The 15,693-nt window shown below is 72.1% G+C and carries 14 protein-coding genes and 1 pseudogene; 7 read left to right on the forward strand and 8 right to left on the reverse strand.

Annotated elements, in window-relative coordinates; all coding sequences use genetic code 11:
• Positions 1-86: 86 nt before the first annotated feature.
• Positions 87-986, forward strand: a pseudogene (locus ACZ44S_RS28410) (Gfo/Idh/MocA family protein); the annotation flags it as partial.
• 59 nt (positions 987-1,045) lie between these two features.
• On the opposite strand, the gene ACZ44S_RS28415 reads toward ACZ44S_RS28410, so the two are convergent.
• The 5 genes from ACZ44S_RS28415 to ACZ44S_RS28435 are packed head-to-tail and all read right to left on the reverse strand — an operon-like array spanning position 1,046 to position 6,008.
• A complete protein-coding gene (locus ACZ44S_RS28415; protein WP_466933859.1) occupies positions 1,046-2,065 on the reverse strand; it encodes a Gfo/Idh/MocA family protein in 1,020 nt (339 codons plus the stop codon).
• Positions 2,066-2,088: 23 nt separating this feature from the next.
• The gene (locus ACZ44S_RS28420; protein ID WP_190167093.1) at positions 2,089-2,991 is read right to left on the reverse strand and encodes a sugar phosphate isomerase/epimerase family protein; all 903 of its coding nucleotides are present in this window, start codon (positions 2,989-2,991) and stop codon (positions 2,089-2,091) included.
• 1 nt (position 2,992) lies between these two features.
• The gene (locus ACZ44S_RS28425) at positions 2,993-3,904 is read right to left on the reverse strand and encodes an ATP-binding cassette domain-containing protein (RefSeq protein WP_466933861.1); all 912 of its coding nucleotides are present in this window, start codon (positions 3,902-3,904) and stop codon (positions 2,993-2,995) included.
• A 5-nt stretch (positions 3,905-3,909) separates the two neighbouring features.
• Positions 3,910-4,989, reverse strand: a complete 1,080-nt coding sequence (locus ACZ44S_RS28430; protein WP_190167095.1) for an ABC transporter permease — start codon at positions 4,987-4,989, stop codon at positions 3,910-3,912.
• Positions 4,989-6,008: a sugar ABC transporter substrate-binding protein gene (locus ACZ44S_RS28435; RefSeq protein ID WP_190167096.1), complete on the reverse strand. Its 1,020-nt coding sequence runs from the start codon at positions 6,006-6,008 to the stop codon at positions 4,989-4,991. The genes ACZ44S_RS28430 and ACZ44S_RS28435 overlap by 1 nt, the downstream gene beginning before the upstream one ends.
• 320 nt (positions 6,009-6,328) lie before the next feature.
• Here ACZ44S_RS28435 and iolC point away from each other — a divergent pair, with 320 nt between their 5' ends.
• The 5 genes from iolC to ACZ44S_RS28460 are packed head-to-tail and all read left to right on the forward strand — an operon-like array spanning position 6,329 to position 11,825.
• On the forward strand, positions 6,329-7,318 hold the full coding sequence (gene iolC / locus ACZ44S_RS28440; protein WP_466933864.1) for a 5-dehydro-2-deoxygluconokinase: 990 nt from the start codon (positions 6,329-6,331) through the stop codon (positions 7,316-7,318).
• 13 nt (positions 7,319-7,331) lie between these two features.
• Positions 7,332-8,207: a Cgl0159 family (beta/alpha)8-fold protein gene (locus ACZ44S_RS28445; RefSeq protein ID WP_466933866.1), complete on the forward strand. Its 876-nt coding sequence runs from the start codon at positions 7,332-7,334 to the stop codon at positions 8,205-8,207.
• Positions 8,208-8,235: 28 nt separating this feature from the next.
• Positions 8,236-9,129 carry a 5-deoxy-glucuronate isomerase gene (iolB, locus tag ACZ44S_RS28450; RefSeq protein WP_466933868.1) on the forward strand — a complete coding sequence of 298 codons (894 nt, stop codon included), beginning with the start codon at positions 8,236-8,238 and terminating at the stop codon, positions 9,127-9,129.
• Positions 9,126-10,997, forward strand: coding sequence for a 3D-(3,5/4)-trihydroxycyclohexane-1,2-dione acylhydrolase (decyclizing) (iolD, locus tag ACZ44S_RS28455; protein ID WP_466933869.1), 1,872 nt, complete (start codon positions 9,126-9,128; stop codon positions 10,995-10,997). The genes iolB and iolD overlap by 4 nt, the downstream gene beginning before the upstream one ends.
• Before the next feature lie 42 nt (positions 10,998-11,039).
• Positions 11,040-11,825, forward strand: a complete 786-nt coding sequence (locus ACZ44S_RS28460) for a GntR family transcriptional regulator (protein ID WP_466933871.1) — start codon at positions 11,040-11,042, stop codon at positions 11,823-11,825.
• Here the strand turns inward: ACZ44S_RS28460 and ACZ44S_RS28465 are convergent.
• Positions 11,815-12,621: a DUF427 domain-containing protein gene (locus ACZ44S_RS28465; RefSeq protein ID WP_466933873.1), complete on the reverse strand. Its 807-nt coding sequence runs from the start codon at positions 12,619-12,621 to the stop codon at positions 11,815-11,817. The genes ACZ44S_RS28460 and ACZ44S_RS28465 overlap by 11 nt on opposite strands.
• Positions 12,622-12,689: 68 nt before the next feature.
• A complete protein-coding gene (locus ACZ44S_RS28470) occupies positions 12,690-13,670 on the reverse strand; it encodes an aldo/keto reductase (protein ID WP_466933875.1) in 981 nt (326 codons plus the stop codon).
• A 157-nt stretch (positions 13,671-13,827) separates the two neighbouring features.
• On the opposite strand from ACZ44S_RS28470, the gene ACZ44S_RS28475 reads away from it, so the two are divergent.
• Positions 13,828-14,766, forward strand: a complete 939-nt coding sequence (locus ACZ44S_RS28475) for an endonuclease/exonuclease/phosphatase family protein (RefSeq protein WP_466933877.1) — start codon at positions 13,828-13,830, stop codon at positions 14,764-14,766.
• Here the strand turns inward: ACZ44S_RS28475 and ACZ44S_RS28480 are convergent.
• The gene (locus tag ACZ44S_RS28480) at positions 14,753-15,427 is read right to left on the reverse strand and encodes an NUDIX domain-containing protein (protein WP_466933879.1); all 675 of its coding nucleotides are present in this window, start codon (positions 15,425-15,427) and stop codon (positions 14,753-14,755) included. The two genes, ACZ44S_RS28475 and ACZ44S_RS28480, sit on opposite strands and share 14 nt — an antisense overlap.
• Between the last annotated feature and the right edge of the window lie 266 nt (positions 15,428-15,693).

Genomic DNA, 15,693 nt, shown 5'->3' on the forward strand with positions numbered 1-15,693 from the left:
ACACAGGGACCCCCACCCCCCCCCCCCCCCCCCCCCCCCCCCCCCCCCCCCCCCCCCCCCCCCTCCCCCCCCCCCCCCCCCCCCCCCGCGACCGCTCACGCGCCGACGCCTTCGCCGCGGCGCACGGCGTGGAGCGCGTCGTCGGCTCCTATCGCGAGCTGCTGGCCGATCCCGAGGTCGACGTCGTCTACAACCCGCTCGCCAACGGTCTGCACGGCCCGTGGAACCTGGCGGCGCTGGAGGCGGGCAAGCACGTCCTGACCGAGAAGCCGTCGGCGAGCAACGCCGAGGAGGCGGAGGAGGTGCGGCAGGCGGCGGTGAAGTCCGGCACCGTCTTCATGGAGGCGTTCCACTACCTCTTCCATCCGGTCACCCGCCGGCTGCACGAGCTGCTGGCCTCCGGTGAACTCGGCGGACTGCGCCACGTGGAGGCCACCGTGGCGATCCCCGCCCCGGAGGCCACCGACCCGCGCTGGTCGCTGCCCCTGGCCGGCGGCGCCCTGATGGACCTCGGCTGCTACGGCCTGCACGCGCTGCGCATGCTCGCCCCCTGGGCGGGCGGCGCACCGCGCCTGCTCTCCGCACGGGCGGGTGAGCGGGCGGGCGCGCCGGGCGTGGACGAGTGGCTGGACGCCGAGCTGGAGTTCCCGGGCGGTGCGACGGGCACCGCCCGCTGTCACATGGCGTACGAGGGGCTGGAGATGAGCATCCGGGTGGTCGGCGACCGGGGCGAGGCGACGGCCCCGAACTTCGTGCTGCCGCAGCAGGACGACCGGGTGGTGATCCGCACTGCGGACGGCGAGCGCACGGAACGCCTGGGCACCCGGTCGTCGTACACGTACCAGCTGGAGGCCTTCGCCGCGCGGGTGCGCGAGGGTGCCCCGCTCGCGCTGGACCCGGACGACGCGGTGGCCACGATGCGGCTGATCGACGCGTGCTACGGGGCGGCGGGGCTCGCGCCGCGGCCGCGGAGCACGATCGGCTGACGCCGCACGGTCCGTACGGGTACGGCCGCCCCCGCGAGGGCGGCCGTACCCGTACGGCGTCAGTGGTACAGCGGAGGTTTCCGTACCAGGTCGACCGTCACCCGGCCGCCGTCCTCCAACGCCCGCACCCCCGCCTCGCAGACGGCCGCGGCGGCGTAGCCGTCCCAGACGCTCGGGCCGGTGACCAGGCCCGCGCGGGTGGCGTCGACCCACGCCTGGACCTCGTCGTCGTAGGCCTGGGCGAAGCGTTCGGTCCAGTCCTGGGTGATGGTGCCGCCCCAGTGGCCGGCCGTCTGGGTGACCATCGCGTGGCCGTCGCCGATGCGGGCGGTGCCGCGTTCGCAGACCGCCTCGGCCTGCACCTGGTAGCCGAATCCGCAGTTGACGAAGATCTCCACGTCGGAGAGGGCGCCGCCGTCGGTCTCGAGGACGACGAACTGGGGGTCGCGCAGTCCCTCGGGGGCTCCGGCGGACGGAGTGGGACGCAGCACCGTCACGGCGGTGATCTCCTGGCCGAGCAGCCAGCGGGTGGCGTCCACCTCGTGGGCCACGGAGTCGGTGATGAGCATGGCGCTGGTGAAGAACGACGGGCCGGCGACGTTGCGGTGCCGGTTGTGCAGCATGAGCGGGCGGCCCAGCCGGCCGCTCTCCAGCAGGGCCTTCAGCCGCACGTACTCGGTGTCGTAGCGGCGCATGAAGCCGACCTGGACCCTCCGGTGGCCGAGGGCCTGTTCGGCCTCCATGACGCGCAGGGCGGACGCCGCGTCGGGGGTGAGCGGCTTCTCGCACAGGACGGGCAGATCGTGCTCGAACGCGGTGAGCAGGGCGGCCTCGTGGGCCGGGCCCGGGGAGGCGACGATCACGGCGTCGACGTCGGCCGCCGCCATCACGGCGGCCGGGTCGGTGTGGGCGGTGCAGCCGTCGACGCCCGCGGCGACGGCCTCGGCCCGTTCGGCGTCGACGTCCACGACGGCGGTGACCCGCGCCCCGCTGATGCCCCGGTCGATCCGGCGTACATGGTCCGCGCCCATGCGGCCGGTGCCGATGACGGCGATGCGCAGTGGCTCGCGCCGGTTCATCCTCTCGCCTTTCTCCCGGGTCGTCAGGCGCCGCAGGAACGCAGGAACTTGCGGGTGCGCACGGCGATCGGCAGCGGTTTGTCGGGCTCGCACGGGTACATGTCCTGCTCGACGATGGCGAACAGGTCCACGCCCAGTTTCTGGGCGGCCGTGAGGACCGGGCCCAGCTCGGGGACGCCGGCGGGCGGTTCGCACATCACCCCGCGCTGGACGGCGGGCCCGAACGGGATCTCGTTCTTGACGACGTCGGCGAGGATCTCCGGGTCGACCTGCTTGAGGTGGAGGTAGCCGATGCGCTCGCCGTAGGTCTCGATCAGCTTGACGCTGTCGCCGCCGCAGTAGGCGTAGTGGCCGGTGTCCAGGCACAGGTTGACCAGGGAGGAGTCGGTCGAGTCGAGGAAGCGCTCGACGTGCTGCTCGGTGTCGATGTGGGTGTCGGCGTGCGGGTGGACGACGATGTCGAGCCCGTACGTCTCCTTCACCTCGCGGCCCAGGCGTTCCATGCCCTTGCTGAGGTGGCCCCACTGCTCGGTGGTGAGCTCCGGGGGCTCGAGGATCTCGGCGGTCTTGTCGTCGCGCCAGAAGGACGGGATGACGACGAGGTGCTCGGCGTTCATGTCGCGGGTGAGTGCGGCGACGCGGCTGACCTGTTCCCAGGTGGCGTCCCATTCGGACGGGCCGCGGTGCAGTCCGCAGAAGATGGTGCCGGCGGAGACCTTCAGGCCGCGCCGCTCCACCTCGTCGGTGAGGCGGGCCGGGTCGGTGGGGAGGTATCCGTAGGGGCCGAGTTCGATCCAGGAGTAGCCGGCCTCGGCGACCTCGTCGAGGAAGCGCTGCCAGGGCACCTGCTGGGGGTCGTCGGGGAACCAGACGCCCCAGGAGTCGGGGGCGGAACCGACCCGGATGCGGTCGAGCGCGACTGCCATGTCAGGACTTTCCTTCCGGAGTTGCGGCTGCGGGGGCCTGGAGGTCGTCCTCCTCGGGGAGCCCTTCGGTGTCCACGCCTCGCACCTGTGCCAGCTCGTGCTTGAGGGCGGCGAGTTCGGCTCCGCCGGCCATGTGGTTGGTCAGTTCCTCGAGGTTGACCTCGCTGCGGTCCGCGGACAGTTCCATGGTGCCGAGGCGCAGCACGCTGAAGTGGTCGCCGACCATGTAGGCGTGGTGCGGGTTGTGGGTGATGAAGATGACGCCGAGGCCGCGGTCGCGGGCCATGGCGATGTACTTCAGGACCACGCCGGACTGCTTGACGCCGAGGGCTGCGGTCGGCTCGTCGAGGATGAGGACGCGGGCGCCGAAGTACACGGCGCGGGCGATGGCGACGCACTGGCGCTGGCCGCCGGAGAGCGTGCCGATGGGCTGCTCCAGGTCGTCCAGGACGATGCCCATGTTGCGCAGTTCCTCGTCCGCCGTCCTCTTCATCCGGTCGATGTCGAGGCGGCGCAGCGGCCAGGGCCCCTTGGTCATCTCGGAGCCGAGGAAGAAGTTGCGCCACACCGGCATCAGGGGGACGACGGCGAGGTCCTGGTAGACGGTGGCGATGCCCTTGTCGAGGGCCTCGCGGGGGGTGGAGAAGCGCACCGCTTCGCCGTCGACGAGGAACTCGCCCTCGGTGTGCTGGTGCAGCCCGGAGATGATCTTGATGAGGGTGGACTTGCCGGCGCCGTTGTCCCCGAGGACGCAGGTCACCTTACCGGGGTGGACGGTGAGGTCGACACCGTGCAGGGCCCGGATGTTGCCGTAGGACTTGCCGGCCGCGCGGAGTTCGACCAGGGGGCGGTCGCCGTCCGGCGCGGTGTCCTGGGTGACGGCGCCGTGGGTGCCGGTGGTGTTGTCGGTCATTGCGGTCACCTCCGGGTCGCCGTGCGCTGGACCCACAGATTGATGAGGACGGCGCCGAGGAGCATCACGCCGAGGAAGGCCTTGAACCAGTCGGGGTTCCACCCGGCGTAGACGATGCCCTGCTGCACCATGCCGAACATGAACGCGCCGAAGACCGGGCCGATCGCGGAGCCGTAGCCGCCGGTCAGCAGACAGCCGCCGATGACCGCCGCGGCGATGTAGATGAGCTCCTGGCCCACGCCCTCGCCGGACTGGACGGTGTTGAAGGAGAACAGGTTGTGCATGCCCACGAACCAGGCGCCGAAGCCGACCAGCATGAACAGCGAGATCTTGGTGAAGGTGACGGGGACACCGACCGCGCGGGCGCTTTCCTTGTTGCCGCCCACCGCGAAGATCCAGTTGCCGTACTTGGTGCGCAGCAGCACCCAGGTGGCCAGGGCGGCGAAGACCAGCCACCACACGACGGTGATCTTCACCTGGACGCCGCCGACGTCGAAGCTGGAGGCGAAGAGGGCCTTGGCCTGGTCGAAGCCGTCCATGTCGCTGATGTCGTCGGTGGCGACGTTGCCGGTGACCAGCTTCGTCACCGCGAGATTGACGCCCTGGAGGATCAGGAAGGTGCCGAGGGTGACCAGGAAGCTGGGCAGCCCCGTTTTGACCAACATCCAGCCGTTGAACATGCCGACGGCGAGGGACACCACGAGGGCGACGATCACGCCCACCCAGACGTTCATCGTGAGCTGGTAGCTGAGCATGCTCGCGGTGAGCGCCGAGGTGACGACGGCGACACCGGCGGAGAGGTCGAACTCGCCGCCGATCATCAGCAGGGCCACGGGCAGCGCCATGATCCCGATGGTCGACGACTGGTACAGGATGTTCGCCATCGAGCTGCCGTCCCGCACCGGCGGGGCGGCGAACAGGAAGAACACCAGGACGGCGACGGCACCGAGGAACACGCCGACCTCGGGCCGGGCGAGCAGGCGCAGCGCCAGCGGGCGCCGCGCGGTCCGGCCGTCGGTCTCCTTGGGGCCGGGGGCCGGCGGCGGGGTCACCGCCGCCGGCTCAGCCTGTTGCGCCATACTCATCACCGAGTGCCCTTCGCGGCGAACTCGGAGACCGCGTCGACGTTCGACTCGTCGACGAACGCCGGGCCGGTCAGCACGGGCTGCTCACCGCCGCCGCTGTAGTTGCCGTTGTTCTTGTAGAGCCACAGTCCGTCGACGGCGAGGTAGCCCTGGAGGTAGGGCTGCTGGTCCACCGCGAACTGGATGTCGCCGTCCTTGATGGCGCCGGTCAGCTGCTTGTTCAGGTCGAAGGTGGCGACCTTCGCCTTGCTGCCGGACTCCTCGATCGACTGCACCGCGGTCAGCGCGAAGGGCGCACCGAGGGTGACGACGTAGTCGATGGAGGAGTCCTGCTTGAGCTTGGCGGTGATCGTCGACTTGACGGAGGGCATGTCGGTGCCGTTGACGTTCAGGACCTGGGTCTCGCCCTCGAAGGTCTTCTTCACACCGTCGCAGCGCTGGGTCAGGCCGACGTTGCCCTGCTCCTGGACGACGCAGACGGCGCTCTTCGCGCCGACCTCGTTGAGCTTCTTGCCGAAGGCCTCGCCCGCCACCGACTCGTCCTGGCCGAAGAACTCCAGCAGGCCGAGGTCCTTCCAGTCGCTCACGCCGGAGTTGAGGCCGACGACCGGGATGCCGGCCGCCTCGGCCTTGGCTATCACGCCCTTGAGCGCGTCCGGCTTGGCGAGGGTGACGGCGATGCCGTCGACCTTCTGGTCGATCGCGTTCTGCACCAGGTTGGCCTGGTTGCCCGCGTTGGGGTCGGCGGAGTAGACGAGCTTGACGTTGTCCTTGTCCGCGGCGGCCTGGGCGCCCTTGCGGACGATGTCCCAGAAGGTGTCGCCGGGAGACTGGTGGGTGACGAGGGCGACCGTCATACGGGGCGTCGAGGCCTTGCCCGCAGAGGCGTCGGCCCCGCCCTCCTCGGACTTCTTACCGCCGGAAGAGCTGGAACAGCCGGCGAGGGTCAGGGCGGCTGCCGCTGCGACCGCGACGAACGGCGCGATTCTGCGGGAGCGGGTGTGAGAAGAGCGGTCCATCTGTCCTGCACCTCACTGTGCTACACGGGGAAAGGGCGAAGGTCCGAGTATCTCCGGTGCCCGGAAGGCTCGGGAGTCCGGGTGTGTGCCGTGGCACACGGCTGTCGTGCTGGGACGCGATCCAATCCCCAGATACGGCCGCTGTCAATACTTTGTTAAGACATCATTTCACGCGCTCGTCCGAATGTAAGTACAAACTATTGACATCGCCGCCCCCCGAGACCTACACCTGAGAGGCGGCAGGTCCCGGGAATCCACGCCCCCACCGTGGCAGGGCGTCCTGGGACCCGCATCCCCAGCAGCTTCAGGAGCATCGCTTCATGGCCGACTCACCACAGTATTTCGACCTGATCACCATGGGTCGCATCGGGGTCGATCTCTACCCCCTGCAGACCGGTGTGCCGCTCTCGCGGGTGGAGACATTCGGGAAGTTCCTGGGCGGTTCGGCCGCGAATGTCGCGGTGGCGGCCGCCCGGCTGGGCCGCTCGACGGCGGTGATCACCCGCACGGGGGCCGACCCCTTCGGCACCTATCTGCACGAGGCGCTGACGGACTTCGGCGTCGACGACCGCTGGGTCACCCCGGTGGCCGCGTACCCGACGCCCGTCACGTTCTGCGAGATCTTCCCGCCGGACGACTTCCCGCTGTACTTCTACCGCCGCCCCAAGGCGCCGGACCTGGAGATCCACACCCATGAGCTGGATCTGGCCGCCGTGCGCGCGGCGGGGATCTTCTGGATCACCGGTACGGGTCTGAGCGAGGAGCCGAGCCGCTCGGCCACCCTCGACGCCCTGGCGGCCCGCGACAAGGCCGGCACCACCGTCTTCGACCTGGACTGGCGCCTCATGTTCTGGCGGGACCCGGACCAGGCCCGCCCGTACTACCGCGAGGCACTGCGCCACGCCACGGTCGCGGTCGGCAATCTCGAGGAGTGCGAGGTCGCCACCGGGGTGCGCGAGCCCGAGGCCTGCGCCGAGGCCCTGCTGGCGGCCGGGGTGGAGCTGGCCGTGGTCAAGCAGGGACCCAAGGGCGTGCTCGCCGTGCACCGCGACGGCACCCGGGCCGAGGTGCCCCCGGTGCCGGTCGAGGTGGTCAACGGTCTCGGCGCGGGGGACGCCTTCGGCGGCTCGCTCTGCCACGGTCTGCTCTCCGGCTGGGACCTGGAGCGGACCATGCGCCACGCCAACGCCGCCGGTGCCCTCGTCGCCTCGCGCCTCGCCTGCTCGTCCGCCATGCCGACCGGGCCGGAGGTGGCGGACCTCCTCGCGCGGGCCGCGTCACCGGACGCGGGCCTGCCGAGCCAGTCCTGAACGGAGCCCTTCCTTGAACCTCAGCATCCCCGACCTCACCACGGTCCGCGCCCGGCACCCGGAGGCCGTCGCCGAGGCGGCCGCCCGCCGGGCCCGCCGCCCGCTGATCGGCGACAGCGGCCGGCTGATGATCGTGGCCGCCGACCACCCCGCCCGGGGCGCGCTCGGCATCGGCGACCGGCGCCTGGCCATGGCGGACCGCGCCGACCTGCTCGAACGCCTGTGCATCGCCCTGTCCCGGCCGGGCGTGGACGGGGTGCTGGCCACCGCCGACATCCTCGAGGACCTGCTGCTGCTCGGGGCGCTGGAGAACAAGGTGGTCATGGGCTCGATGAACCGGGGCGGTCTGGCCGGGGCGTCCTTCGAGATGGACGACCGTTTCACCGGCCACCGCGCCGAGGACATCGCCCGGCTGGGCTTCGACGCCGGCAAGCTGCTGGTCCGGGTCGACTACGACGACCCGGGCTCGCTGACCACCCTGGAGTCCTCCGCCCGCGCGGTCGACGCCATGGCCGAACGCCGGCTGCCCGTCTTCGTGGAGCCGTTCATCTCGCGGCGGGTGGACGGCCGGGTCCGCAACGACCTGTCCGCCGAGGCCGTCACCCGCTCCATCGCCATCGCCTCCGGACTGGGCGGCACCTCCGCCTACACCTGGCTGAAACTCCCGGTCACCGACGACGTGGACGACATGGCCGCGGTGCTGCGGACCTCGACGCTGCCCGTCGTCCTGCTCGGCGGGGAGGTCGGCGACCAGGAGGCGGCGTACGAACGGTGGGGCAAGGCGCTGCGGCTGCCCACCGTGCAGGGGATGGTCGTCGGCCGCTCGCTGCTCTACCCGGCCGAGGGCAGTGTGGAGAAGGCGGTCGACACGGCCGTCGGCCTGTTGTGAGAAGCACGTTCGCCAACGGAGGCATGGCATGACGTATCACCTTCCCGCGGGCAAGGCCCTCGCCGGCCCCTACGCCGTCGACGTGAGCCCGCAGACGGCGGGCTGGGGCCATTCGAGCCTGCGCGTGCTGGAGCTGCCGCCGGGCGGCGGCCACACCTTCGACGCGGGTGACAGCGAGTGGATCGTGCTGCCGCTGAGCGGCGGCTGCACGGTCGCCGTGGACGACGACTTCGGCCACGACTCCTTCGAACTCACCGGCCGCACCAGTGTGTTCGACGGCGTCACCGACTTCGCCTACGTCCCCCGCGACGCCCGCGCGACGGTGTCCTCGCCCGGCGGCGGCCGGTTCGCGCTCACCGGAGCCCGCTGCACCCGCCGGCTGCCCGCCCGCCACGGACCGGCCTCCGGCGTGCCCGTCGAGCTGCGCGGCACCGGGAACTGCTCACGGCAGGTCAACAACTTCGCCGCCGCGGGCACGTTCGAATGCGACCGGCTCATCGCCGTGGAGGTGCTCACCCCGGGCGGCAACTGGTCGTCCTTCCCGCCGCACAAGCACGACGAGGACCGGCCGGGCGAGGAGTCCGTGCTGGAGGAGATCTACTACTTCGAGTTCGCCGGCCACGAGGGCACGCCCGGCCTCGGCTACCAGCGGGTCTCCCCTTCCGGCCCGGGCCGCGACACGGATGTGCTGGCCGAGGTGCGCGACGGCGACGTCGTGCTCATCCCGGACGGCTGGCACGGTCCGTCCATGGCCGTGCCCGGCCACCACATGTACTACCTCAACGTCATGGCCGGTCCCGGGGCCGAACGCGCCTGGCTGATCTGCGACCACCCCGACCACGCCTGGATCCGCGACACCTGGCAGGACGTGCCGGTCGACCCCCGGCTCCCCCTCTACACCGCACCGGAGAGGTCCGCATGAGCGCCACCACCCGCCGACTGACGACCGCCCAGGCCCTGGTGCGGTTCCTGTCCGTGCAGTACACCGAGCGCGACGGCGTGCGCCGCCGGCTGATCGCGGGCACCTGGGGCATCTTCGGCCACGGCAACGTGGCCGGCATCGGGCAGGCCCTCGTCGAGCACCGCGACGTCATGCCGTACCACCAGGGCCGCAACGAGCAGGCGATGGTGCATGCCGCCGTCGGCTACGCCCGTCAGCTCAACCGGCTCTCGGCGCAGGCGGTGACCACGTCCATCGGCCCCGGCGCGACCAACCTGGTCACCGGCGCCGCGCTGGCCACCATCAACCGGCTGCCGGTCCTCCTCCTGCCCGGCGACTACTTCGCCTCGCGCGTCGCCGACCCGCTGCTCCAGCAGCTGGAACACCCGGTCGGGGCCGATGTGTCGGTCAACGACACGCTCCGCCCGGTCTCGCGGTACTTCGACCGGGTCACCCGCCCCGAGGCGCTGATCCCCTCCGCGCTGAACGCGATGCGGGTGCTCGCCGACCCGGCCGAGACCGGCGCCGTCACCCTCGCCCTGCCGCAGGACGTGCAGGCGGAGGCGTACGACTGGCCGGAGGAGTTCTTCACCGAGCGCGTCTGGTCCGTACGGCGTCCCGCACCGGATCCGGTGGAACTGACGGCGGCCGTGGCGGCCGTACGGGCGGCGCGGCGGCCGCTGATCGTCGCGGGCGGCGGGGTCCACCACAGCGAGGCCGAGGAAGCGCTGCGGGCGCTGGTGGACGCCACCGGCATCCCGGTCGCCTCCACCCAGGCGGGGAAGGGCTCGCTGCGCCACGACCATCCGGCCGACCTCGGCGGCATCGGCCACACCGGCACGGCGGTGAGCGACGAACTCGCCCGCACCGCCGACCTGGTGATCGGCGTCGGTACCCGTTACACCGACTTCACCACCGCCTCCGGCACCCTGTTCCAGCACCCGGACGTGCGCTTCCTCAACCTCAACATCACCGGCTTCGACGCCCACAAACTGGCGGCGCGCACGCTGGTCTGCGACGCGCGGTCCGGTCTGGAGTTGCTCACCGAGGCGCTGGCCGGGCACCGGGTGGAGGAGGCGTACGAGGCCGGGTACCGGGCCGGCAAGGAGCGCTGGGAGCGGGTCGTCGAGGCCGCCTACCGGGCCGACGACGACAGCGCCGTACCGACGCAGACGCAGGTGCTCGGCGCGCTGGACGCGGTCGTCGGCGACGAGGACGTGGTGATCAACGCGGCCGGTTCGCTCCCCGGCGACCTGCACAAGCTGTGGCGTGCACGCGGCCCCCGCCAGTACCACCTGGAGTACGGCTACTCCTGCATGGGCTACGAGATCCCGGCCTCGCTGGGGGTCCAGCAGGCCGCTCCCGGCACCCCCGTCTGGGCGCTGGTCGGCGACGGCACCTATCTGATGATGCCGACGGAGATCGTCACCGCCGTCCAGGAGGGCCTGCCGGTCAACATGGTGCTCGTCCAGAACCACGGATACGCCTCCATCGGCGGCCTGTCCGAGGAGACCGGCGGCGAGCGCTTCGGCACCGCCTACCGTCACCGGGCCCCGGACGGCGGCTTCACCGGTGCCCCGCTCCCTGTCGACCTCGCCGCGAACGCGGCCAGTCTCGGCATGGACGTGCTGCGCGCCAAGACCGTGCGGGAGCTGCGGAACGCGCTGGCCGAGGCCCGCGCCTCCGACCGTCCGACCTGCGTCTACGTCGAGACCGACCCGACGCCCACCGCTCCCCCGGCCGAGGCCTGGTGGGATGTGCCGGTGGCCGAGGTGGCGTCCCGCGAGGCGGCCACCCGGGCCCGCGAACGCTACGAGTCCCAGGTCGCCGGCCGCCGCCGCCATCTGTGAACCCGCCCGCACCGACCGCGCCCCTACAGGGAGGTACGTTCCATGGCGAAGACCGGTGACCCCGCCCGCGCCGCGACCGCACCCGCGCTGAGCACGCTGGACTTCGCCCTGGACCGGGGCAGTCCGGTGCCGCTGTACTACCAGCTCGCGCAGCAGCTGGAGGCGGCGATCGAGCACGGCGTCCTCGCCCCGGGCAACCTCCTGGGCAACGAGGTCGACCTCTCGGTGCGCCTCGGCCTGTCCCGGCCCACCGTCCGCCAGGCCATCCAGTCCCTCGTGGACAAGGGCCTCCTGGTCCGGCGGCGCGGGGTGGGCACCCAGGTGGTGCACAGCCAGGTCAAGCGCCCCCTGGAGCTGAGCAGCCTCTACGACGACCTGGAGGCGGCCGGACAGGGACCGACCACGCAGGTCGTCCGCAACGAGACGGTCCCTGCCCCCGCAGACGTGGCCGCCGCGCTCGGGGTCGCGGAGGGCGCCGAGGTCGTCCGGCTGGAACGGCTGCGCTGCACCCACGGCCAGCCGGTCGCCCTGCTGTGCAACCACCTGCCGGCGGGCCTGCTGGACCTGGACGACGCCCGCCTGGAGTCGACCGGCCTCTACCGGATGCTGCGCTCGGCCGGCGTCACCCTGCACAGCGCCCGCCAGACCGTCGGCGCCCGCTCGGCCACGGCCCGGGAGGCCGCCCGCCTCGACGAGCAGGAGGGCGCCGCCCTGCTGACCATGCAGCGCACGGCCTACGACGACACGGGCCGGCCGGTGGAGTTCGGCACCCACATCTACCGTGGGTCCCGCTACTCCTTCGACTTCCAGCTGCTGGTCAGGTCCTGAGGCCCGCGCTGAACCAGGTGACCGGGCGCCGCAGGCGTTCGCCGTCCACGGTCAGGTCGACGACCTCGTTGTAGAAGGCGAGGCGGTCCCTGATCACGGCCACCGCGGGCAGCGGGTCGGGATAGCTCCACACGATGTGCGGCGGTACGGCTCCCCCGCCACGCCAGGACCAGTACGCGTCGGCCGTGCCCTTGTACGGGCACCGGGTGCTGTGGTCCGTGGCTTCGAAGAGGTCCAGGCGGACGTCCTCGCGCGGTAGGTAGTAGCGGGTCGGCAGCGAGGTCTCGAACAGCAGGACCGGGTGCGCCGAGTCGGCGACGACGGTGCCCTCGATCTCGACCCGGACGTGGCGGCTGCTCGGCATCGCGTCCACCCGTTTGTGCGGGTCGCGAGGGTGGACGAAGATCTCCTCGTCCTCCTCGTACCAGTGGTCGAGGCCGGTGCCGGTGCGCCCGGACCACGCGAAGGCGATGTACCGGGACAGGTCCTCGGCGGGGAAGGTCCAGGCGGCGTTCGGGCGCGGGTCGCCGCCGGCGTGGAGGTCGTAGAAGACCGTCGATCCGGTGTGGCTGCCGGTCCGGGGGTGCCGGGCGGGGCGGAGGAGGTCCGTGCGCACCTCCTCGCGGGGGAAGGCGTACTGCGGGACCGGCAACCGGGGCTCCCAGACGAGGACCGGGTGGCGGCTGTCGACGACGGTGACGTCGCCGGTGGTGCCGCGCACCCAGCGCTCGCTGGGTTCCCACAGCAGGCCCTCCGGGGTGGCCCGCGTGGAGCGGGCGGCGGGATGGGTGATCATGGCCGGGCTCCCTCCGGATGTGCGGCTGCCCCTTCCACCGTCCCACCCGGCGGGCGTGCGTGTCCGTCTCAGTGCGCCGCGTCCAGCCGGGCCCGCTGCTGCGCCGACAGTTCCAGGTCCACCGCCGCCAGGTTCTCCTCCAGCTGGGCCAGGGACGACACCCCGGCCAGCGGGAGGATCGGCAGTTCGTGTCCGATCTGCCAGGCCAGGACCACCTGGTTGGGGGTCGCGCCGGTCTCCCGGGCGACCTCGTGCAGCACCGCGAGGCGGGCGGGCGTGCCCGGGTGGTCGTAGTCGTGGGGCAGCCGCCCGGGGTCGGTGTAGGCGCCCCTGAGCAGCGGTGAGTAGGCGACCAGGGTCAGTGCGGGCTCGGCGCGGAGGTAGCCGGCGTGTTCCGCTCGGGCGTGGCCGAGGCTGCCGTCGGGGAAGAGGTCGTCGGGGACGTCGGAGCGGGGCCGCAGATAGCTGTGCTGGTACTGCAGGACCTCGTAGCCGGGCAGTCCGGCCGCCGCCGCGAGCGCGCGGGCCCGCTCCACCCGCCACACGGCCTGGTTGCTCACGCCGAGCAGCCCCACGGTGCCCTCCGCGACGAGGGCGCCGAAGGCCTCGACCGTCTCCTGCTGCGGGACGGATGGGTCGTCGATGTGCGCGTACAGCAGGTCCAGCCGTTCCAGGCCGAGCCGCTCGCGGCTGCGTTCGGACGACTCCCTGATCACCTTCGCGGACAGGCCCTCGGGGTTGTCGGTGTAGCTGGTGCCGGGGGCGAGGGGCCGCGCACCTAGCTTGGTGGCGAAGACCAGTTCGTCGCCCACTCCCCGGCTGCGCCGCCAGCGGCCGAGCAGTTCCTCGCTCTGTCCGCCCTGGCCGCCGTCGGTCCAGAACGCGTAGTTGTCGGACGTGTCGATGAAGTTGCCGCCGGCCTCGGTGTAGCGGTCGAGCAGGGCGAAGGCGGTCTTCTCGTCGGTCAACGAGCCGAACAGCATCGCGCCGAGCGCGAGCACGCTCACCCGGCGGCTGTGCGGACCGGTGCCGATGGTGCGGTACTTCATGGCGGATCCCTCCGTTGCGCACCCCGTTGTCGGGGCACGGCACGGGAGTCTTCCTGCTGGAGCGCGCTCCAAGTCAAGCGAGCACCCGCGGCACCGGGGGAACCTGTTCGGCCTCGCCCTTCGTCCTGATCGACGGGACGAGTGAACAAGGAGCCGTGTGGAGCGCTACCGGGGGTGGGAGCGGGGGCGGGTGCCCGCCGTGGGCGCGGTGCTGACGGCGGGGCTGCTGGTGTTCCACGGGGCGGTGCCCAACCGGCCCGGCCGGCTGGGCAGTCTGCTGGAGGCGTTCCTGCCGTGGCTCGGCCTGGTGGCCGTCCCGCTGTTCGGGCTGGCCCTGCTGCGCCGCTCGGCCGTCGCGCTGCTGGCCCTGCTGCTGCCCGTGGCGGCCTGGACGCAGCTGTTCGGCGGGCTGCTGCTGCCCGGGGCCGCGTCCGGCCCGCACGGCCTGCTGGTGGTGCAGCACAACGTCAGCGACGAGAACACCGACCCGGCGGGCACGGCCCGGGCCCTGGCCGGCGCCCGGCCCGACCTCATCGCGCTGCAGGAGCTGGTGCCTCCGGCCCTGTCGGTCTACCGCAGGACGCTCGCCGCCGACTACCCGTACCACGCGGTCCGGGGCACCGTCGGGCTGTGGTCGAGGCATCCGCTCACCGGGGTCCGCCCGCTGGACATCAAGCCCGCGGACATCACGGAGCCGTGGAGCCGCGGGCTGCGGACCGTGGTCCACACCCCGTACGGCGAGATCGCGGCGTACGTCGCCCATCTGCCCTCGATCCGGGTCGGCGCGGGCGGTCTGGCGTCCGCCCGGCGCGACGAGAGCGCCGGCCTGCTGGGCCGGGCCGTGGCCGACGAGCGGCTGGACAGGGTGGTCCTGATGGGTGACCTCAACGGCACGGCCGACGACCGCGGGCTGGCCCCGCTGACCTCACGGATGGACGTGGCGCGGCGGGGCTTCGCCTTCAGTTACCCCGCCGCCCTGCCGGTGGCCCGGATCGACCAGGTCATGGCCCGCTCGGCGCGCGTCGACCATCTCCGTGCCCTGCCCGCCACCGGCAGCGACCATCTGCCGGTGGCGGCCCGCGTCACTCTGCGCTGACCCCGGCGAACGGGCCCTCCAGGGCGGCCCACTGGAGGAGCATGATGGTCTTGGCGTCGTTGATCTCGCCGGTGCGGATCATGCGCAGCGCCCGGCGGAAGGGCAACTCGAGGATCTCGATGTCCTCGCCCTCCTCGCCGAGCCCTCCGCCCTCGTGGGTGCGGGTGGAGGGGCCGTAGGCGGCGGCGTAGAAGCTGACGCGCTCGGTGACCGAGCCGGGGCTCATGTAGACGTCGAAGACGTGCTGGACGGGGCCGATGGTGTGGCCGGTCTCCTCCACCACCTCGCGGCGCACGGCGACCTCGGGGTGCTCGTCCTCGTCGTCCAGCAGCCCGCCGGGTGTCTCGATCAGCATGCCGTCGGGGTGGCCGTTGACATACACCGGGAAGCGGAACTGGCGGGTGAGCAGCACGGTTTCGCGTTCGGCGTCGTAGAGGAGCATGGTGGCGCCGTTGCCGCGGTCGTGGGTCTCCCGCTCCTGGGTGCTCCAGGTACCGTCGGCGTGCTGGAAGTCGAAGCTCGTGGTGCGCTCGACGTACCAGTGGCTGGACAGCAGTGTCACGTCCCGGACCTTCACGCGCGGGTTGCCGGTGAGGTCACGGCCGGTCCGGTCGAGTCCGGTGCGGCCCCGGCGGTCCGGGGTGTCGATGCCGGCGGTCATCGGCGGGCCCCCGCGAGGGAGGACACGTACGGGGGGCGCGGATACAGGGTGCTCATGCCCACTTCTACCATCCGGGCCCCTCCGGGATCACACGGAAGGTCATCCGGAGGGCTCGGGCGCCGGCGCGGGCAGGATCGCGGAGCGGGTTTCCTCCACGGCGGTCGGGCACCGGAGACGGTCTCCGCCGTACCCTGAGCACGGCCAGGGGCCTGCGTCCCAGGCCGGCCGATGCGCCGGAATCAACGAACTCAAGCGCACGCTGACGC

This window comes from Streptomyces malachitofuscus (assembly GCF_055571035.1).